Source organism: Actinomadura sp. DC4, assembly GCF_030406325.1.
Lineage (GTDB): Bacteria > Actinomycetota > Actinomycetes > Streptosporangiales > Streptosporangiaceae > Actinoallomurus.
This window is the reverse complement of record NZ_JAUEQY010000018.1, coordinates 136,674-155,582: the sequence shown is the minus strand read 5'-3', so window position 1 is coordinate 155,582 and position 18,909 is coordinate 136,674. Positions and strand designations below refer to the sequence as shown.

General features: G+C 73.3%; 16 protein-coding genes. 4 read left to right on the top strand and 12 right to left on the bottom strand.

The window, feature by feature from the left end; all coding sequences use genetic code 11:
- Nucleotides 1-771 precede the first annotated feature (771 nt).
- The 7 genes from QWU11_RS27980 to QWU11_RS27950 form a co-directional block, all read right to left on the bottom strand.
- On the bottom strand, nt 772-1,500 hold the full coding sequence (locus tag QWU11_RS27980) for an SDR family NAD(P)-dependent oxidoreductase (protein WP_290117421.1): 729 nt from the start codon (nt 1,498-1,500) through the stop codon (nt 772-774).
- Between the two features lie 15 nt (nt 1,501-1,515).
- Nucleotides 1,516-1,809: an acyl-CoA dehydrogenase family protein gene (locus QWU11_RS27975; RefSeq protein ID WP_290117420.1), complete on the bottom strand. Its 294-nt coding sequence runs from the start codon at nt 1,807-1,809 to the stop codon at nt 1,516-1,518.
- A gap of 157 nt (nt 1,810-1,966) precedes the next feature.
- The gene (locus tag QWU11_RS27970) at nt 1,967-2,755 is read right to left on the bottom strand and encodes an enoyl-CoA hydratase-related protein (RefSeq protein ID WP_290117419.1); all 789 of its coding nucleotides are present in this window, start codon (nt 2,753-2,755) and stop codon (nt 1,967-1,969) included.
- Entirely contained in the window at nt 2,752-3,447 is a 696-nt protein-coding gene (locus QWU11_RS27965; RefSeq protein WP_290117418.1) for a TetR/AcrR family transcriptional regulator, read from the bottom strand. Before QWU11_RS27965 ends, QWU11_RS27970 begins: the two co-directional genes overlap by 4 nt.
- A gap of 109 nt (nt 3,448-3,556) precedes the next feature.
- Entirely contained in the window at nt 3,557-6,475 is a 2,919-nt protein-coding gene (locus tag QWU11_RS27960) for a LuxR family transcriptional regulator (RefSeq protein ID WP_290117417.1), read from the bottom strand.
- A gap of 336 nt (nt 6,476-6,811) precedes the next feature.
- Nucleotides 6,812-7,057 carry a hypothetical protein gene (locus tag QWU11_RS27955; protein ID WP_290117416.1) on the bottom strand — a complete coding sequence of 82 codons (246 nt, stop codon included), beginning with the start codon at nt 7,055-7,057 and terminating at the stop codon, nt 6,812-6,814.
- A 26-nt stretch (nt 7,058-7,083) separates the two neighbouring features.
- A complete protein-coding gene (locus tag QWU11_RS27950; RefSeq protein WP_290117415.1) occupies nt 7,084-10,137 on the bottom strand; it encodes a type 2 lanthipeptide synthetase LanM family protein in 3,054 nt (1,017 codons plus the stop codon).
- A 278-nt stretch (nt 10,138-10,415) separates the two neighbouring features.
- On the opposite strand from QWU11_RS27950, the gene QWU11_RS27945 reads away from it, so the two are divergent.
- Together QWU11_RS27945 and QWU11_RS27940 are read left to right on the top strand one after the other, a co-directional pair.
- On the top strand, nt 10,416-11,027 hold the full coding sequence (locus tag QWU11_RS27945; RefSeq protein WP_290117414.1) for a LuxR C-terminal-related transcriptional regulator: 612 nt from the start codon (nt 10,416-10,418) through the stop codon (nt 11,025-11,027).
- Nucleotides 11,024-11,647: a LuxR C-terminal-related transcriptional regulator gene (locus QWU11_RS27940; RefSeq protein WP_290117413.1), complete on the top strand. Its 624-nt coding sequence runs from the start codon at nt 11,024-11,026 to the stop codon at nt 11,645-11,647. Before QWU11_RS27945 ends, QWU11_RS27940 begins: the two co-directional genes overlap by 4 nt.
- 59 nt (nt 11,648-11,706) lie before the next feature.
- On the opposite strand, the gene sbnB is transcribed toward QWU11_RS27940, so the two are convergent.
- Both sbnB and QWU11_RS27930 read right to left on the bottom strand, forming a co-directional pair.
- The gene (gene sbnB, locus QWU11_RS27935; RefSeq protein WP_290117412.1) at nt 11,707-12,696 is read right to left on the bottom strand and encodes a 2,3-diaminopropionate biosynthesis protein SbnB; all 990 of its coding nucleotides are present in this window, start codon (nt 12,694-12,696) and stop codon (nt 11,707-11,709) included.
- A gap of 3 nt (nt 12,697-12,699) precedes the next feature.
- A complete protein-coding gene (locus tag QWU11_RS27930; protein WP_290117411.1) occupies nt 12,700-12,915 on the bottom strand; it encodes an MbtH family NRPS accessory protein in 216 nt (71 codons plus the stop codon).
- Between the two features lie 193 nt (nt 12,916-13,108).
- Between QWU11_RS27930 and QWU11_RS27925 the strand changes: the two genes are divergently transcribed.
- Nucleotides 13,109-14,428 (top strand): MFS transporter, encoded by a 1,320-nt coding sequence (locus QWU11_RS27925; protein ID WP_290117410.1) that lies wholly within the window; start codon nt 13,109-13,111, stop codon nt 14,426-14,428.
- 16 nt (nt 14,429-14,444) lie between these two features.
- Nucleotides 14,445-15,467, top strand: coding sequence for a LuxR C-terminal-related transcriptional regulator (locus tag QWU11_RS27920; protein WP_290117409.1), 1,023 nt, complete (start codon nt 14,445-14,447; stop codon nt 15,465-15,467).
- A gap of 120 nt (nt 15,468-15,587) precedes the next feature.
- On the opposite strand, the gene sbnA is transcribed toward QWU11_RS27920, so the two are convergent.
- From sbnA to QWU11_RS27905, 3 genes are read right to left on the bottom strand one after another with little or no spacing between them, the layout of a single operon-like run.
- Nucleotides 15,588-16,577 carry a 2,3-diaminopropionate biosynthesis protein SbnA gene (gene sbnA / locus QWU11_RS27915; RefSeq protein ID WP_290117408.1) on the bottom strand — a complete coding sequence of 330 codons (990 nt, stop codon included), beginning with the start codon at nt 16,575-16,577 and terminating at the stop codon, nt 15,588-15,590.
- Nucleotides 16,574-17,872 carry a glutamate synthase-related protein gene (locus QWU11_RS27910; RefSeq protein WP_290117407.1) on the bottom strand — a complete coding sequence of 433 codons (1,299 nt, stop codon included), beginning with the start codon at nt 17,870-17,872 and terminating at the stop codon, nt 16,574-16,576. Before QWU11_RS27910 ends, sbnA begins: the two co-directional genes overlap by 4 nt.
- Complete coding sequence (locus QWU11_RS27905) at nt 17,869-18,891, bottom strand: asparagine synthetase A (protein ID WP_290117406.1); 1,023 nt, start codon at nt 18,889-18,891, stop codon at nt 17,869-17,871. The genes QWU11_RS27910 and QWU11_RS27905 overlap by 4 nt, the downstream gene beginning before the upstream one ends.
- Nucleotides 18,892-18,909 lie beyond the last annotated feature (18 nt).

Below are 18,909 nucleotides of genomic sequence, written 5' to 3'. Positions count from 1 at the left end.
CGGGGCCGCCTGCGCGCCGCGAGCATCGGGTGCTCCCCGCAGTGCCGCTCGCAGCCGGCCGCCGTCAGGGACGGATCAGCGCGTACGACGTCGGCCACGACGAGCCGCCCCCACCGCTCGTTCGGGACGCCGCCGGTCGGCGGCGCGCCCTTGGGCACTCCGGTGGTGCCGGAGGTGTAGAGGCGTGTGGTCTCCTCGTACACATCGGCGGCCGGGGCGCGCGGCGTCCGCGGACAGGTTCTCGAAGCGGAGCGCCCCGGGTAACGGCTCTCCCCCGCCGACGGCCGCCAGGAGCGCTGGCCGGAAGTCGGCCCCGCCGCACGCCTGGTCGCCAGGTAGAGCTGGGCGAACTCCGGGCCGTTGAAGCCGGTGGACGACCACGTCGACCGGACCGGCATCGGTGTCGGCCAGGCCGTTCGACCCGGTCGCCCGGCTCGGCGTAGGTCAGGGTGAGACCACTGGCATGAGCGGTAGCAGGTCCTCGCCGCCGGAGCCGGTCAGGATCGGCTTCTTGAGCGGGTCGTCGGCCGCCGTGCTGAGGGTGTGCGTCACGGCGGCGACCCCCGTAGTAGAGGTCCTCGTGCCGGGTCGGTCCAGAGCGTGCACGGCCGCCCTCCCGGCGTACCGGTGCACGTTGTGGCGGAGGCCGGCCAGGCGGGTGAACTCGCGCTCGAAGAGCCGCCGGTACGCCGCCGGATGTAGGTCATGGGGCCGGAGCGGCCGTGCTCTCGCTTCGCTCGGTCATGGGCGCTGGCCTCCTCGTCGCGAGGGTCAGCCGGCCATCGTGAGGCCGCCGCTGACGCTGAGCACCTGGCCGGTGATGAAGGACGCCGCGTCGGAGGCGAAGAACAGCACCGCCGCGGCGACCTCCTCCGGCCGGGCCGGCCGGCGGAACGGGATCGCCTTGATCAGCGCGGCCTGCAGATCGTCCGGCAACGAGCGGAACAGCGGTGTGTCCGTCGGCCCCGGGCACACGCAGTTGACCCTGATCCGGTACCGCGCCATCTCGCGGGCCAGCGACTTGCTGAGCGCGATGACGCCGCCCTTGGCCCCGGCGTACACGCTCTCCCCCGAGCTGCCGACCCGGCCCGCGTCGCTCGCGATGTTCACGACCCGGCCGCCGCCGCCAGCCTCGATCATCGGCGGGAGGAAGGCGCGGCACAGGTGGACCGGCCCGAGGTAGTTGATGTCGACGACCTTGCGGGCGAAGTCCGCATCGGTGTCGAGAAACGGGGCGGTGATGTCCCAGCCGGCCGCGTTGACGAGGACGTCGGGCGCGCCCACGCCGCCGCACACCGCGTCGCGGAGCGCCTCTACCGCGTCCGGATCGGCGACGTCCACCGGGTGGGCGGTGACCGATCCGGATGCCTCGGCGGCCGTCACCTCGGCCGCCGCCAGGTCCAGGTCGGCCGCGACCACCCGTGCGCCGGTCTCGGCCAGGCCCAGCGCGACGGCCCGGCCGATGCCCGACCCCGCGCCGGTGACCACTGCGATCGTCATGAAGGACTCCTTTGGTCAGGGGGCGTACTCACGGCCGAGGAGGCGGCGGGCCACCACGAGCCTGGCGATCCGGGCGGTATGGTCGCCGATCTCGAGCCCGACCACGTCACGCAGCCGCTGCCCCTGCGGGCTCTCGGTCGCGTAACCGGTGCGGCCGAAGGCCGGCAGCGCCTGGTGAACGACCTCGGTGGCCGGCTTGGGCGCCCGCCACTTTGACCATGTTCGTTGTCCTTGCGCCGGAGAGGCCTCGTAGCAGAGGTGCCGGGCGGCCCCGAGGGAGGTCGCCTGCTCTACCAGCGGGAACGACAAGCCTCTGGAAGGTGCCGATCGGTCAGCCCCGTCCCGGCCGGCTGGGCGGGAAGCTCCGGGCGCATCCGCGCGGCCCGGTCGTCGGCGGCGTAGTGCCGAACGAGGTGCCCCTCGGCGGTAGTGGTCGTGCTCCGGACCGACGGCGAAGTCCACGAGGCTAGGCGAACCGGCCGAAGTCGGGACGGCGCTTCTCGGCGAAGGCCGCCGCGCCCTCGCGCCCCTCCTCCGAGTCGACCAGCAGGCCCAGCGCTGCCGTGGCCATGTTCGCCAGGCCCGCCTGGTGCTCGGTGTCGGTGTTGAACGAGTGCTTGAGGAACCGGATCGCGGTCGGGCTCTTCTCGGCGATCTCCGCGGCCCAGCGCTTGGCCTCGTCCAGCAGTTCCTCCGGCGGCACCACCGCGTTGACCAGCCCCCAGCGCTCCGCGGTCTCGGCGTCGTACTGGCGGCACAGGTACCAGATCTCCCGCGCGCGCTTCTCGCCGACGACGCGGGCGAGGTACGTGGTGCCGAACCCGCCGTCGAAGGAGGCGACCCTCGGCCCCGCCTGGCCGAACCGCGCGGTCGCGCTGGCGATCGTGAGGTCGCACAGGACGTGGAGGACGTGCCCGCCGCCGATCGCCAGCCCGTTGACCGCCGCGATCACCGGTTTGGGCACGTCGCGGATCAGCCGGTGCAGGTAGTCGATCTCGAACAGGCCGCTCTCGGTCGGGCCGTAGTCGCCGGTCTCGGCCCGCTGCTTCACGTCGCCGCCGGTGCAGAAGGCCTTCTCGCCCACGGCGGTGAGGATCACGACGCGGACGCGGCTGTCCGCCCAGGCGGCGCGGAACGCCGAGATCAGTTCCTCGACCGTACGCCCGCGGAACGCGTTGTAACGGTGCGGGCGGTCGATGGTGACGATCGCGGTCGTGTCCTCGACCTCGTAACGGATGTCCTCGTATCCGGTCATTCGATGTGCCTTTCCTCAGAGGTGACGGCCGGTTCGAGCAGGTGGCGGTACCGCGCGCGGCGGCGCGGGGCGATCGCACCGCGTAGCACCAGGGCGGCCTGCCGGGCGACGTAGCCGTCGAAGTCGAGCGTGCGCTCGAAGTACCAGTGTTTGAGCGCCCACGCGTGCGCCAGCAGGAGCAGGTCGTACGCGAGAAGATCCGGGTCCGTGCCGACCAGGGCGCCGGACTCCATCGCCTCCCGGATCGCCGTACGGAGCGGTTCGCCGGTCTGGACCTCCAGCCGCTTGATCTGCTCCCGGCCCGCCTCGCCGAGCGTCTTGCTCTCCCTGTAGGTGAGGACCGCGGCGTGCCGGTGATCGTTGATCACCTCGCAGTACGCGCGGAACCCCGCGGTGATCCGCTCGACGGGGTCGTCGCCCGCAGCGGCGATCGCCTGGGGGACGCGCTCGCCGAAGGCGTTCAGCACGTCGACGATCACGGCGAGGAGGACGTCCTCCTTGCCGCCGAAGTAGCGGTAGATCAGGCCGACGCTGACCTCCGCCTCGTCGGCGAGCGCCTGCATGGAGACCCCGTGGAAGCCCTCCCGCTCCATCAGCCGGGCGGCGGCGCGGAGGAGCTGCCGGGTCCGCCACTCCGTGCGGACCGCGCGAACCGCCTCCTCGGCGTTGCGCGCCTCTCCGCGGGCGGCCACGGCCACCACCTCTCAGGTGAATGGATCTCCACCACGAATGAATCAACGTTCATTCGGTGCGAATGTAGCTTCACCCTTGATCGCGCGTCAACGCCCTCATCAGGGAAGGTCAGGACAGCAGCGTCCGCTCCGCCAGGTCGCTGAGGGCGGTCCGCTTGGGCAGGCCCGTCTTGGCGAGCAGGGACGCGACGTGCTTCTCGACGGTGCGCGGCGACAGGTGCAGCCGCGTCGCGATCTCCCGGTTTCCGAGGCGCCGCGCCAGCAGCTGGAAGACCTCGTACTCGCGCACGGTGACGCCCACCGCCCGCAGGGTGGAGGGGATCTCGTCGAAGCCGGGGCGGCGCTGGGTGACGCGGACGCCGGCCTGGCGCATCAGCGCCCGGCACGCGCCGGCCACCGCGCTCACCCCGCAGGAGTGGAAGTACTCCTCGGCGCCCCGCAGCCACTCGACCGGGTTGCCCCAGTCGTCGGCGATCGCCGCCTCGGCCACCAGGCGCAGCCCCAGGTTGCGGCCCGTGGCGTACGGCTCGCCGGCCTGGACCGCCTGCTCGACCGCCTCCGCGGCGTCGTCGCCGCGGCCCGCGCGGCCGTAGAGGACCGCGCTCGCGAACAGCGCGAACTGCCGGTCCCAGCGCAGCCGGCTGGCCGGGGCCGCGACCGTCGCCTCGTACTCCGGCCAGTCCAGCTTTCCGTCGAGGGCCTGCAGGAGCAGGCGCATGCCGTAGCGGCCGGTCAGCGGGAATACGCTGGGACTGTCCTCCTCGGCGGCCATCGCGCGGCCCTGTTCTTCGAGCGCCAGCTCACGGTCCTCCTCCAGCAGGGCGCACCAGGCCCGCGCCAGGCCGTGCTCGCGCGGCGTGAGCTGCGCGTGCTCGGGCGTCTCGCGGCGCAGCTCGGTGAAGGCGAGGTCCATCTCGCGCCGCCGCCCCTGGTGCGCGGCCAGGATGACCCGCAGCAGCAGACCGTACCGGAGCGTCTCCATGAGCCGCAGGCGCGCGGTCGACTCCAGCACCTGGTCGAGCAGGCGGCCGGCGTCCTCGAAGTCGCCGAACAGGATCGACTGGAGGATGAGACAGGTCTCGGCCTGAAACCGGGCCGTCACCGCACCGGCGTCGGACGCCTCCTGCCGTACGTGCTCCAGCCGGCCGATGACACCGTCGCGCAGCGCCTCGTCGTTGCCGAGCCGGATGAGCGCGTGAATCTCCTCGATGGGCAGTTCGTACTGGACGGCGAGGCTCCGCGCGTGTTCGAGGCACGCCGTCGCCTCCTGCGGGTCGCGCCGGCGGCTCAGCGCCCCCAGCAGCTGCCACGCCTGGCACGCGACCATCGGGAGTTCGGCGCTCTCGGCCACGTCGGCCGCGCGCCGCGCGAGACTCTCGGCCAGGCGCACCTGGTCCGGCCCGGGCAGGTCGAGCATGAGGTGCGCGGCGACGACGTCGACCGGCGCGGTGTCGCGGTCGGTGGCGTCCGGGCCCAGGAGGCGGCGCGCGATCTCCACCTGGGCGAGCCCGTCGTCGGACCGGCCGGCCACCGCGGCGGCCCACGCCAGGCGGGTGTGGAGCTTGGCGCGTGCGTCGCGGTCGAGCAGGCCGGTGAACTCATCGAGCTCGGCGGCCGCGGTGACCGCCCGCTCCACCAGTCCCGCCTCGGCGAGCGCCAGGAGCAGCGAGGAGAGCGCGTCGGCCCGCGCCTGCGCGTCGGTACCCGTGTCGAGTTGTTCGAGGGCCCTGTCCAGCAGGTTGACCGCCGTGTCGGCCGCGCCCTCGGCCAGCGCCCTGCGGCCCGCCTCCGTGAACAGCCGTCCGGCGGCGGCGGTGTCGCCCGCCTGCAGCCGCAGGGCGGCCGACGCCTGGCACCAGTCGCCCGGCAGTCCCTCGAACACGGACTCCATCGCGTCGGCGACGCGCCGGGCGTACTCGCTCCGCTCGTCCGGGGTCAGCAGGGTGAGCAGCGCCTCGACGACGAGCGGGTGCTGGAAGGCGTACCAGTCGGGGGTCTCGTCGTCGGGGACGACGACCTCGGCGGTCAGTTCGGCGTGCAGTTGCCGGAGCAGCTCGCGGTAGCCCAGGCCGGTGGCCGCCTGCAGCACCGACACCGGGAACCGCGGGCCCAGGATCGCCGCGACCGACAGCAGGTCCCGGCCCTGCGGCCCGATCTTGTCGAGCCGCGCGGCCATGGTGCGGGTGAGCGAACCGGTCACCCTGGTGTGGAGCTTGCCGGTGATGTGCCAGCCCCCACCGTCGCGGTCGCGCGCCACGAGGCCGTCGTGCAGCATCGCGCCGAGCATCTCCTCGACCATCAGCGGGACGCCGCCGCTGTCGGCCCACAGTTGCTCGGCCAGTTCCTCCGGGACCTCGGGCGCGTCGCACTCCAGGTAGGACCCGGCGAGCCGGCGTATCTCGTCGCGGTCGAGCCGGCGGAGTTCGAGCAGGCCGGCGGAGCCGCGCTGCGCGGCCGAGCGGGCCAGGTCGAGGGCCGGGCACGGGTCGCTGGAGGCCGCGCCGAGCAGCATCGCGGGCTGCCCGGCGAGGTTCTCGACGAGGTAGTCGACGACGGCGAGGCTCTCGGCGTCGGAGTTCTGCAGGTCATCGAGGATCATCAGGCAGCCGCGCTCACGTCCGGCGAGGGCGGTCAGCCGCAGCACCGCCTCGGCGAGGATCACCAGCGACCCGGCCTCCTGCGCGGGCGCCGGGGCGCCCCAGTCGGGCACCAGCCGGGCGAGGACCGGGCGGTAGGGGCCGAGCTCGGTGACGTCGAGCGGCTCACCGGACCGCTGCAGGGACATCAGCGCCTCGGTCAGCAGGCGGAACGGCGCGGTCGGGCCGATCGGGCTGGCCCTGCCGCGGAGGGTGCACATGTCGGCCGCCGAGCCGAGGTCGGCGGCCGCCGCGGACAGCCGCGACTTGCCGATCCCGCCCTCGCCGACGACGAACAGAGCACCACCCTGGCCCGCTCTCGCTCCGGCCAGCGCCTGCTCGATCGTGCGGAGTTCGTCGTCACGACAAACGACAGCCGGTATGCGAAGCACGATCTTTAAGTTAGTAAGCCACGTCAAATTCGTCTACGGCCCGGCTTCCGCAATTCTCGGCCGCACGCGCTCAATCGCCGAGTTAGCGTCTGGGATCCTGATTCGACGGCCTTTATCCATCGGACGGACGCGCGACCGGAGTAAGGGTTTAGACGGTGACGCGGGATGTCGCGCCGCAAGTGCGTACAGGGTCGCCGCGAAAACGGCTCCGCGAAGACGGATACGAGAGTGGAAAGGGCGGGCGGCACCCGGTTGTGCGGAGAAACCAGGTGCCACGCCACGCCGCTCATCCTCGGCCACCGGACCGTCGATGCCCATCGGCGTCCGGCGGCGGGGTCAAACCGTTCTGCTGATGGACGAGTTGCTGCCGCCGCAGCAGGTGGTGTCCGCCGGACCGGCGACGGTGTTCACCGCGCTGCCCAGGCCGGTCGTCGTCCCGCCACTCGCCACGATGACGCCGGCGAGCACCGCCATCCGCAGGCCGAACTGCCCTGCGGGCCGACGCAGCCGGGGAGTGTTCTCGGGGGTGGATTCCTGTGCGCCGTCGCGGGGGTCGGTCTGGGTTTCGGACTTGATCGTCACTTTCTCAGCCTTTCCTCGGGGTGCGTTCATCCTGCGGTCGTGAAGGTGGTGCTCTCTCGCCGGCCGGGCGCCGCGGGGCGCCGGCCGGAGATCGGAGTGCTGGTCGGCGGAGTGGGTTCGAGGAGCAACAGGGACGGAATGGTAGGGGCGAACCCGATTCGCAGCAGCCCGTACCCGATGCCTGCGAGGCCATGCAACAATCCGGGGGTTACGATTCCGCCGGGCGTCGCGCAGGTGGGGCCGTGCCGCTGGACCGCGTCGAGAATGAGTTCGGCGCGGCGGCGCCAGGCCCGGCCGGGGTCGATGGCGGTCAGGACGAGGGCGGCGTCGGCGATGCCGAGTTCGCCGTGGCAGAGGCTGAGGTCGCCGAGCACCGGCCGCTCGGCCAGCGCGCGCAGGGCGATCTCGGTCTCGGTCTCGGCCGCCTCGCCCTCGCCGGTCAGGCAGGCGCGGGCGATGAGCCGGCCCGCGGTGCCGCAGCACCAGCCGTCTCCGAAGTCGGTCTCACCGGCGGCCCGCCGCAGCGCGCGGCCGGCCGCCTCGAAGTGGCGTGACTCCGGCGCGTCCGCGGCGAACCGGTGGAGCGCCCAGCCCATCCCGGCGGCGCCGGCGGCGAAGCCGGGCAGGTCCTCAACGGGCTCTCCGCGCCGCTCGGCGCGCTCGATGAGGTCCGCGAGGAGGTCGGCGCACACGACGGCGAGGCTCCCGGCGGCCCGGGAGCCGATCTCGCGGTGCACGGCGGTCATGGCGGCCAGGCATCCGGCGGTGCCGTACATCCAGCCGTGCGGCCCGGCCGGCCCGTTCACCTCGACGGCGCGGGCGGTCAGTCCGACGCTCGTCTCGGCCCAGTCGCGGAGCTCGCGGTCGCCGAGCAGAGTGGCCAGGCGGGCCAGCGCGTAGCTCATCCCGCCGAGCCCCGCGCCGCTGCCGCAGCCGATCGCGCCGAGCAGGTCGGGCCGGCCGGCGAGGGTCTCCAGCAGCTCCGGGACCGGGCCCAGCGCCCGCCGCGCCGCCTCGCCGTACCGGGAGATGCCGGTGAGCTGCGTGAGCTGGGCGAGGAACAGCGCCACCCCGAGGTAGCCGTCGCCCAGGCTGGCGCCCATCGGGAGCACCATCCAGCGCTCCTCGTCGACGAGCTGCAGGCCGAGCCAGTTGATCCGGTCCCCGTCGTCCTCCTCGCGCAGGGTCTCGCTGCGCGCGACGATCTCGTCGGCCAGCCCGGCCGCGGTGGCCAGCAGCCGGCCGGGGTCGGCGTTCGCCCGGCTCCTCCCGGTGCCCGGGCGGGTGCTGCGGTGGCCCTCGACCGGCCGGCGGGCGGCCAGGCTGGCGCGGATCAGCCACTCCTGCTCGCCCCGGTCGATCTCCCCCATCGCCGCGAGCTTCTCCAGCGCGCACTCCAGGCCGGAGCGCTCCAGCAGCCCGGGCAGGTGCGCTCCGGTGCAGGTCCACAGGTCACGGGTGGCCGGCCGGCCGCTGATCAGCGGGATGTCGCCGGCCCACAGCGCGGTGCGCTCGTGCGGCGCCAGCCGCTGCCACAGGTGGTGGCGGCGCGACGCGTCGTCGAGCAGGTCCAGTGCCTCGTCCCGGTCGAGTGCGTCCCGCAGCAGGCCGGGGGCGGTGGACTCGTCCATCAGGTGCTCGTAACCCCGGCTCGGCCGTACGACGACGCGGGTCTGGACCTCGGAGAGGGCCTCGAGGAACCGGACGAGCTCCGCCCGGTTCCGTACGGCCGCGTCGTACCCGCGCCGGAAGCCCTCCAGCACCTCGAACTGGTAGTCGGCCGGCTCCAGGAGCCGCCCGTCGAGGCCGGGGCGATTGCGGGCGCCGACGTAGGGCACCGGCCGCCGGACGAGGCGCGACGCGGCGCTGGCCGGCGGTTCCCAGTCCAGGGCGCTCTCGGGGCAGGTCGTCCCCGGGTCGCCGCCCATGCCCGACTGGTCGAGCAGGCCGTTCTCCCCGACGGTGACGTACGGCAGGAGCGCGGTGCGCTGCACCGAGACGGCCAGCGCGTGGGCGGCCGGGTCGGCGATGGTCACCGTGTCCGGCCGGGGCAGGTCGGGGTGGAGGACGGTCTCGACGTCGATCAGCACCGGCTGGTCGCCGGAGGCGATGAGGTTCTCGCAGTGCATGTCGGTCGCGTGCAGGACGTGCAGGACGGCGAGCAGCGCGCCGGCGCGCCGGTAGAAGCGCCGCGCGTCCTCGGGGCTCCGCAGCGGCAGCGCCTCGACGAACTCCACCCAGCCGTACCCCGGCCGGGCGAGCGTACGGGCGGTGCGCAGCTCGCAGTCGAAGAGCCGCTGGTTGAACCAGCCGACGATCGCGCCGAACCGCTCGTGCGCGGCGAGGCTGCGCGGCTTGTAGACCACGGTGCGGCCGTCGGCGAAGCGGACGAGGCCGACCGATCGGCCCTGCTGGTGCGTGTCGCCGAGTCCGGGCTCGATCGCGGTGACCGGCCCCGGGTCGACGCCCTCGAGGAGGGTCTCGACCAGGGCCGCGCGGTCGGCGGTGAGGCGGGCCAGCAGCTCGGCGCCCGCCTCTGCGGCCGACATCGCGGCGGTGGCCAGCATCCGGGCCAGCACCGGGTACTCCGCGAAGAGCGCGGCCAGCCCGGCGGAGGTGCACCGGCCGCGCAGGAAGTCCGCGAACCGCTCCCGGTCGTCGGCCCCGCTCAGCCGTCCGTCCGCGCGGGCCGCGCTCAGCTCCGCCATCAGGGTGCGCAGGGCGATCCCGGCGAGGTCGCGGCCGAGTATGTCGGTGAACGCCTGCGTCATGGCCGGGACGTCGACGGCGTCCGGGGTGAGAGGCCCGGCGGCGGTGGTGAGCCGGTCGCGCACCAGGGCGAGGAAGGGCCGGAACGGGACGGCGAACGCCTCGTCCCACGCGTCCGTGTCCGGCAGCTTCTCGGGCGGCAGGGCCGCCGCGACCGCCTGCTCGGCGAAGTCGCACCAGGCCGGGCGGGCGAGGCCGGCGTCCGGTGCCGCGGTGTCCGGCCGCTCATGCCGCGCCAGCGCCCGTACCCACCAGTCGGGGCCGGGCAGCCGAGCGGCGGTGCGCTCGCCTTGTCTCGCCGGTTGCGTCATACCAGTGAAGTTGCCACAGCCCCGGTTCGCGGGAATGGGTAGACGGCACCCAAGTTTCTCCCGCGCCTACCCAGTCCCCCGTACGCGGTGGGTAGTCGGCCGGTGGCCTGGGGTGTCACGGCGCGGCGATCACCACGGCGCACGCTGGGACAACGCGCTGGTATGCGGCCGGGTGGGGGCCGCGCGGAGAATCTGGGGGATCGGACCCCATTCGGACGGGCCCCCTCATGGCGCATGTTAAGTACCGAAAGGTTTTCATGTACGGCCGAGGAGGTCCGATGGGTGACCCGGTGCGGGTCAGCGTCGTCGCGCTGGATCCCATGCTTCAGGCGGGTGCGACGAGCGCGTTGCTCGGCAGCCCCGACGTCGTCGTCGTGCCGCCGCAGGAGGCGGCCGAGGTCTCGGTCGTCGTCGTCGACGGGATCGGGGATCAGGTCTTCGACCTGCTGCACGCGCAGCGGGGCCTGGCCGACCGGCCCGAGGTGGTGCTGATCGCCACGGACTTCACCCCCGCCGAGGCGCTGCACGCGATCGCGACGGGCGCGCGTGGGCTCGTACGCCGCTGCGAGGCCGACGCGGAGCGGCTGGGACGCGCGGTGTCCGCCGCGGCGTGCGGCGACTGCACCGTTCCGCCGGACATGCTCAGCCTGCTGCTCGACCATGAGGAGGGCCCGGCCTCCCGGAGCCAGTGGCCGGGCGCGGGCCTGAGCAAACGTGAGCACGCCGTTCTCGCGCTCATCGCGGACGGCCGCGAGACCGATGAGATCGCACGCGAGCTCTGCTACTCGGCGCGTACGGTCGTCGGCGTGGTGCACGACATCACGCACCGCTTCCGGCTGCGCAACCGCGCGCACGCCGTGGCGTACGCGCTCCGGACGGGACTGCTGTGAACGGGGCGGCCGCGCGCCCCCGCGTGCACGTCAACGCCAGCGACGCGGCGGCGCAGACCCGGGTGCTCTCGCTGCTCCGGCCGTGCGGCTTCGCGCTGGCCGCCGAGCCCGACGGGTCCGCGGACACGGTCGTCATCGCCGCGGCCGCCACGGTGGACGAGGCGCTGGAGGCGTCGCCGGTGACCTGCCTGTCCGGCGAGCGGTCGCTGCTGCTCGTCGCCGACACGTTCTCCCCGCCCGGCGTACGGCGGGCCGTACGCGCGGGCGTCCGCACCATGCTGCGCGCCGCCGACGCGACGTCGGCGCAGCTCGGCGCGGCGGTACGGTCGGCGCACGACGGCGACGGCCGCATGCCCCACGAGGTGCTGGTCCGGCTGCTCGGCACACCGTCTCCGGCGCCGGCACGCCCGCGCCCGGCCGGCCCGGCACCGTCGCTGACGGTCCGGCAGAGCGCGGTGCTCGCGCTGATGGCCGACGGCCTCGGGAACGCCGACATCGCCGAGGTGCTCTGCTGCTCGGAGCACACGGTCAAGAACGTCATCTACGACCTGACCGCCCGCCTGCAGGTCCGCAACCGCGCCCACGCCGTGGCGCGCGCGGTCCGCAAAGGCCTGGTCTAGACACTCCCCCGGCTGGCGGGCCGCCCGGGCGGCCCTTCGCGCACCCGGGCGGCCCGCGTTCATGCGGGCAGGAAGTCCGGCAGGTCCACGCCGAGTCCCTGTTCGCGGGCGGTGCGCAGCACCATGTCCGCGACCGCGAGATCGAGCACCCCCAGCCCGAACGGGGAGAACAGTGTCACGCGCTGCGCGTCGCGCGGATGCGTCGGGCCCTTCTGCAGCAGGTCCCCGATGGTGGCCTGGATGAACCCGCGGTGGCCGACGTGCTGCTCGGCCAGGTGCACCGAGGTCGCGGCGCGCAGGACGTGGTCGCGGTCGTCGACGATGTTCACCGCGTCCAGCACCCCGCCGATCGTGACGTCCCGCAGTGAGACGTGCAGGACCAGCGTCCCGGGACGGCAGGCGTGCAGGTCGATGTGCGGGGTGGCGGCCGTCGTCGCGAGACTGACCAGCGGGTGTGCGGCGAGTGCCTCGTCCGCGTCCGCCACCACCGACGCCGTCACCTTCAGCTCCGCCGCGCAGCGCCGTGCGAACGCCTGCGCCCGCTCCGCGTCGAGGTCGAAGATGGTGACCCTGCGCAGCTCCGGATGCACGGCCCTGAGAAATCTCAGGATCTCGGCGTTGATGACGCCGCACCCGATCACCGAGACCCCCTCGACGGGCTCGGCGCCCGGCAGGGTCGCCGACGCGAGGGCGGCGCTCGCGGCCGTACGCCGGGAGGAGACCACCGAGCCCTCCATCATGCACAGCGGCTGACCGGTGGCCGGCGAGTTCAGGACGATCACGGCCGACGCGCGTTCCCTGCCGGCCGCCACGTTCCCGGGGAACGAGGCGATCCACTTCACCCCGACGACCGGTTCGTCGCCGCCGAGGTAGGCCGGGAGGGTGATGATGCGGTCGCGGGCGTTGTGCGGGAAGCGCAGGAACACCGATTCCGGCACGGTCGTCTCGCCGCGTGCGTGCTCCAGGTACGCGTGGCGTACCGCGGCGACTATCTGCGTGTGCTGGCCGTCGAGCAGTCGCCGGACGTCAGCGTTTCCGAGTATCAGCATGGCTTATCGCAGGATCGTTCGGCTCATGTCGCGGCGCAGGCCGGCGGGCCGCATGTCGGTCCACACCACCCCGATGTGGTCGAGGCATTCGAGGTGCGAGCCCTCGGTGCCCTCGGCGTGCCAGCCGGGCGGTGGCTCCTGGTCCGCCGGCCAGGTCGAGTACTGGTCGTCGTCGTTGCGCACGACGCGGTGGACGCCCTCTTCGACGGAGTCGGTCATCGGCGGTTCCCTTCTGCGCTGGCCGCCGGAGGTGGCGGTCTGGCAAGCGTGCCCGCCGGGCCCGGGACCGCGGCAGAGACAAACGCGCAGCAACAGCGGCGGCCGACCCGTGCGGTTCCTTCCCTACCGAGGGGCCGCCACGCCGGGCAGCGTTCTTCTCAGCCCTTGAGCGCATGACCTGAGGAGGAATCCTATGGACCACGGTGACGGCACGGATCGACCACGCTCGTTGCGCGGCCTGTACGGGCTGCTCGGCGCGGACTTCGCCGCCCTCTCGGCGAACCGCCTGTTGTCCATCGCGGTGCCGTGGTTCGTGCTCACGACGACCGGGAGCGCGGCCAAGACCGGTCTCATCGCCTTCTGCCAGATCACCCCGTACGTCATCTCGCAGGCGCTCGCCGGGCCGCTCATCGACCGGATCGGCCCCCGCCGCATCGCCATCGCCGGCGACCTGGTCTCGATGGCCGCCATGGTGACCGCGCCCCTGCTGTACGAGGCCGGCGCGCTGCACCTGTGGGTGCTGATGGCGCTCATGGCGCTGACGGGCACCGCCGACGGGCCGGCGATCACCGCCAAGGCGGTCTTCATCCCCTCGGTCACGCGGGCGGCCCGCGCGCCCATCGAGCGCGGCACCGGGCTGGTCACGACGATCGAACGCACCGCGACGGTGGCCGGGCCGACCGGCGCCGGGTTCCTGGTGGCCATGTTCGGCGGCGCCCAGGCGCTGTGGCTCTCCGCGGCTCTGTTCGGGGCGGCCGCGCTGGTCGTGGCGACCACGCTCTCCGACCCGGAACCCGAGCCCGTCGAGCCCTCCACCACGGAGGTGACCGGGTACTTCGCCCAGCTCCGGCAGGGCGCCGCGTTCCTCCGCGGGGACGGCCTGCTGTGCGCCATCGCCGGGATGCTGGTCGTGACCAACCTGCTCGACCAGGCGTTCATGTCGGTGCTGCTGCCGTCGTGGGCCCGGCACGCGGGATACGGAGCCGAGACGGTCGGCCTGGTGGTCAGCGTCTTCGCGGCCACCTCGATCGTGGCCTCGCTCGCCGCCGCGACGTTCGGCAGCCGGCTGCCCCGCCACGCCGTCTACCTCGTCGGCTTCGTGATCGGCGGGGTCCCGCGCTTCGCGGCCCTGGCCCTCAGCATCCCGCTGTGGGTCGTGCTGGCGGTCTTCGCCGTCGGCGGTCTCGGCTCGGGGTTCGTCAACCCGATCCTCGCCGCCGTCAGCTTCGACCGCATCCCGACGCGGCTGCTCGGCCGGGTACGGACGCTCACCAACGGGCTGGCCTGGGCCGGCATCCCCTTCGGCGGCCTGTTCGCCGCGGCGGCCATCGCGGTGTCGGGGCTGACCGGCGCCATGATCATCGTCGGCGCCTGCTACCTGGTCGCCACCGTCGTCCCCGGGCTGCGGCCCGAGTGGTCGGAGCTGCGCGGGACACCGGCGGCGCCCGACGCCCCGGCTTCCCTCACGGATCAAGAGCAAGAGAAAGGCGCCAAAAATGTCCGTGTTGCCTGAGTTGCTATCGCGCCCGATGGGTCCCGAGTCGTTCAGCGCATGGTCCTACGACGGAAGACCGAACCTCGAACTCGACGCGACCGCCGAGTCGGTCTACCAGAGCGTTCTTGAGAATCCGGGCGTCAGCACGGAGAAGCTCGCCGAGCTCATGGCGCTCAGCGAGGTGACCGTGCAGTTCGCCCTCGAACACCTCGCCCGGCTGGAACTGGTCGCCTGCGGCGCGGGCGACGACGGCTGGACCGCGGTCGAGCCGGAGACCGGCCTGGCCGCCCTGCTGGCCCGCCAGCAGGCCGAGCTGGCACGGCACCAGCAGCAGGTGGAGGACAGCCGGCTGACGGCCGCGCGCCTGCTGGCGACCTGCAGCCAGCGCCGGCCCCAGGACCCCGCCGGGGTCGAGTGGATCGTCGGGGCTCCCGAGGTACGGGCGCGTACGGCCCGGCTGGCCGCCGAGTGCCAGGAGGAGTACCTGTCGCTGCGGCCCGGCCAGTCGCCGGCGTTCGACGACGCCCGCACCGTCGACGAGGACGTGCTGGCCCGCGGGATCGAGTCGCGGTCGATCGTCTTGGACAGCGTGCGCAACGACCGGCCCGCCATGGCGTGCCTGCGGTGGGAGATGGGGGCGGGCGCGGACGTCCGTACGCTGCCGACCCTGCCCGCCCGGGTGCGGGTCTTCGACCGGCGCTACGCGGTCGTCTCCGTCAGCAACCTCACCGGGATGGACGGCGCGCTCGTCGTCAGCTCCGAGGCCGTCGTGCACTCGTTCGTCACGCTGTTCTCGAAGCTGTGGGCGGAGGCCGAGCCGCTGGGAGACTGCCGGCCGCGCCGCGGCGACAAGCTGTCGCCGCGGGAGGTGCACATCCTGAAGCTGTGGGCGCAGGGACACACCGACGCCTCGGCCGCCCGCCGGATGGAGGTCTCCCTGCGCACCATCCGCCGGCTCTCGGACCGGCTGACCGAGCGTCTCGGCACGACCAGCCGTTTCCAGCTCGGCGCGGTGGCCATCGCCAAGAGGCTCATCGACCCCGCGGAGATCCTCTGAACCGACGACGTTCTCCGGCCGGACGCCTCGCGTCCGGCCGGTTCTCATGCGCCCCCTGCCGCCCGGGAACGTACGGGCCCGGCGCCGCGGTCCGCGGCGCCGGGCCTTCGCATCGCGGGTTCATCCGCCGGCCGGTACGCCCACGAGGTCGGGCGCCTCGCCGGCGAGGACGTCGCCGAACCGGTCGTTCACCCATTCGTCGTCGTACACGGTCTTCAGGTAACGGTCGCCGAGGTCGGGTGAGATGACGGCGACGCGCGGGCGGTCGCGGAAACCCTCCTCACGTGCGGCGACCGCCGCCAGCACCGATCCGGTCGAGCCGCCGACGAGCAGCCCGGTGTTGCGCGCCACGCGGCGGCACTCCCTGATCGCGTCCTCCTCCGCGACGTGCACGATCTCGTGGGCCAGTTCGGGCCGGCACAGCTCGGGACGGCGGCTGGCCCCGAGCCCGGGGATCCAGCGGCGGCCCGGCTCGGCGCCGAACGTCACCGACCCCAGCGAGTCCACCGCGATGATCCGGGTGTGCGGCGAGTGTTCGCGCAGGTAGCGCGCGCAGCCGACGAAGGTGCCCGTCGAGCCGGTGCCGACGAAGAGCTGGTCGATGTGGCCCAGCCCGGCGAGCAGGTTCTTGGCCGTCCTGTCGTAGTGCGCGGCCGCGTTGGCGGGGTTGGCGTACTGGTTGAGCCAGACCATCTCCGGCTGGCGCTGGAGACGCTCCTGGATGTAGGCGATGCGCGAGTGCAGGTAGCCGCCGTTGGAGTCGGTCTTCCGTACGGTGACGACCTCGGCGCCCAGCGCCCGCATGTGGGCGATGGCCGGCTGTGAGGTGTTCGGGTCGACCACGCACGTGAACGGGTATCCCTTGGCCGCGCAGATGGAGCTCAGCGCGATGCCGAGGTTGCCCGACGACGACTCGATCACCGGGACGCCGACGGACACGGTGCCGCGGCGCTCGGCGTCCTCGACCAGTCCGAGGGCGGTCTTGAGCTTGATGGAGCCGGCCGGGTTGAATCCTTCGATCTTCAGGTAGACGTCGGCCCGCCGCGACAGATAGGGCAGGGCGACGAACACGTCATCGGTGATGACATCGTGGGCATGGGCGTATATCACGCGTAGACCTCTCGCTCGCCATGGCGGATCGCGGACCCGCCGGCCCCGCTGGGGGCGTGATCGGTTACCGCGGGGCCGGACTCGTACGGGTCCCAGAGGTCCTCCGGGCCCGCCTCGCCGACGGTGTACTTGCCGAGGGCGCTGACCAGGAACCGCATCTCCAGGGCGATGGACTCCACGAGCCGTACCAGCCCGTTCTCGGCGTCCTCGTCGACGGCGACCAGGGCGGCCCGGCCGAGGCCGGCCGCGCTGGCGCCCAGCGCCAGCACCTTGAGCGCCCGTACGCCGTCGTGCACCCGGCCGCTGGCGAGCAGGGCGCCCTGGGGGGTGCCGATCCGCCGCAGGCACTCGCGCAGCGGCAGCCCCACCTGGCCGAGGAAGGCGCTCGGCGCCCAGCCCGTGCCCCCTTCGGCGCCGTCGACCGTGACGGCGTCGGCGCCCGCGCGCCACGCCACGGCCGCGGCCTCGGCGACGTCGCGGCCGGGCGGCAGTTTCACCCAGCAGCGGGCCCGCGGGTAGTTGTTGCGCATCAGGTGGACCTGCTGGCGCAGGATCTCGGCCGTGAACGTGCCCGGGCTGCTGCAGCGCAGCACCGGGCCGCCGGGCAGGAGCCGTTCCATGGCGTACTGGCCGTCGAGACGCCGGGACGTCTCCTCGTCCACCATGGTCAGCCCGCCCAGCCCCGGTTTGGCGCCCTGGCCGACCTTCAGCTCGAAGGCCAGGCGCCCGGTGTCCATGAGGCCCAGCACCGAGGGGTCGGTGTAGACGTTGTTCCAGACCTCGGCATTGGCGTCCTCGGTGCTCTGCTGGACGACCACTCCCCCGGTGCCGTCCGGCACCGTCTCGGTGTAGGCGCCGATCCGCGCGAGCAGGGCGTGGTGCTCCCCGCCGGAGCGGAACCCGCGCACCGGGGCGACGTTCTCGCCGATCACCATCGGCAGGCCGAGCCGGCCGGCCTGCCGGGCGAGGGCGGAGCCGGCGGCGGCCACGCGCGTCGACCCCAGGGCGCTGAGGTAGAGCGGCAGCGGCGCGTCGAACCCGCCGAACGAACTCCGCAGGGACACATCGGCGTACAGCGGCTCCCGGCCCAGGTCGATCAGCTTCTCCAGCCGCCGGGGCATGAACACGGGAGGTACGAGACGGTAGGCGTCGATGCCGTCGCCGGGCGCGGTGGCGTCCGCGCCGAAGACCGACGCGCCGTACTCGTCCACGGCCGGGAACACCGCCGCGCCGCCCTCGCGCGCCCGCCGGCGTACGTCCTGCTCCGGGAAGCCCGGAGCTCGCAGGGTGCTCACGGCGAGACCACCCCCGGAAGCTTCGGGTAGGCGCTCGCCTGCCAGACCGAGTCCAGCCCGGCCACCCAGCGGGTCAGCCGCTCCAGGCCGATGCCGAAGCCGGCGCTGCCCGGGATGCCCTGCCGCACGATGTCGAGGTACCAGCTGTACTTCGCCGGGTTCTCGCCGGTCTCGCGCATACGGGTGACGATCTTGACGTAGTCGGACTCGCGCTCGCTGCCGCTGCAGATCTCCCCGCAGTACTCCGGCGCGATCAGGTCGAAGCTCATCAGCGTCGAGGGCCGGGACGGGTCCTCCTTGTCGTAGAAGCCGCGCGAGCCCTTGGGGTAGTCGACGATGAAGAACGGCGCGGGGGCGCCGCCGGAGATGAACTCCTCGGCCTCCCAGCCGATCTCGGTGCCCTCGTCGTGCGGGTATCCGAGCCGGTCGAGGACCTCGCCGTGGGTCAGCACCTCGAACGGCCGCTCGACGAGCGCCGCCAGCTTCGCGGTGTCGCGGCCGACCACCCGCAGCGCGTCGGCCTGGGTGGTCAGGACCTTCCGTACGGCCTGGCGCACCAGCCGCTCGGCCACGGCGATGGCGTCGTCGCGCGAGGCGCCGGCGAACTCGACGTCGATCTGGTGGAACTCCGTCAGGTGCCGATGGGTGGAGCTGGTCTCCAGCGGCTCCAGGCGCACGTTCGGCGCGATGAAGAACACCTTGTCGAACGCCACGAGCGAGGCCTGCTTGTAGAGGATGGCGCTGGCCATCATCTTGTAGCGGTGGCCGTAGTAGTCCACGTCCACCTGTTTGGCCCCGCGGGCCCCCGGATCGGTCACCGGGCCGATGAGCGGCTGGAAGAGCTCGACGGCGCCCTCGGAGGACAGGTACTCACGGGCTCCGGCCACCAGCGCCTGCTGGATCTTCATCACGGCCTGGGTCACCGGCGAGGTCAGGTGCTCGCGCGGGCCGGGGGGCTGGTCGAGCGGCATGAGGCGCGCCGCCGGTGCGGTCATGGGGAGGTCCTGCTGTGTCGTCATCTCTGCACCTTTCTTGCC

Excerpts from the sequence above, each read along its gene's own strand:
- sbnB (WP_290117412.1), bottom strand. The coding sequence starts at position 12,696 with ATGCTGATACTCGGAAACGCTGACGTCCGGCGACTGCTCGACGGCCAG.
- QWU11_RS27980 (WP_290117421.1), bottom strand. The coding sequence starts at position 1,500 with ATGACGATCGCAGTGGTCACCGGCGCGGGGTCGGGCATCGGCCGGGCC.
- QWU11_RS27930 (WP_290117411.1), bottom strand. The coding sequence starts at position 12,915 with ATGACCGACTCCGTCGAAGAGGGCGTCCACCGCGTCGTGCGCAACGAC.
- QWU11_RS27950 (WP_290117415.1), bottom strand. The coding sequence starts at position 10,137 with ATGACGCAACCGGCGAGACAAGGCGAGCGCACCGCCGCTCGGCTGCCC.
- QWU11_RS27970 (WP_290117419.1), bottom strand. The coding sequence starts at position 2,755 with ATGACCGGATACGAGGACATCCGTTACGAGGTCGAGGACACGACCGCG.
- QWU11_RS27925 (WP_290117410.1), top strand. The coding sequence starts at position 13,109 with ATGGACCACGGTGACGGCACGGATCGACCACGCTCGTTGCGCGGCCTG.
- QWU11_RS27920 (WP_290117409.1), top strand. The coding sequence starts at position 14,445 with ATGGGTCCCGAGTCGTTCAGCGCATGGTCCTACGACGGAAGACCGAAC.
- QWU11_RS27945 (WP_290117414.1), top strand. The coding sequence starts at position 10,416 with ATGGGTGACCCGGTGCGGGTCAGCGTCGTCGCGCTGGATCCCATGCTT.
- QWU11_RS27905 (WP_290117406.1), bottom strand. The coding sequence starts at position 18,891 with ATGACGACACAGCAGGACCTCCCCATGACCGCACCGGCGGCGCGCCTC.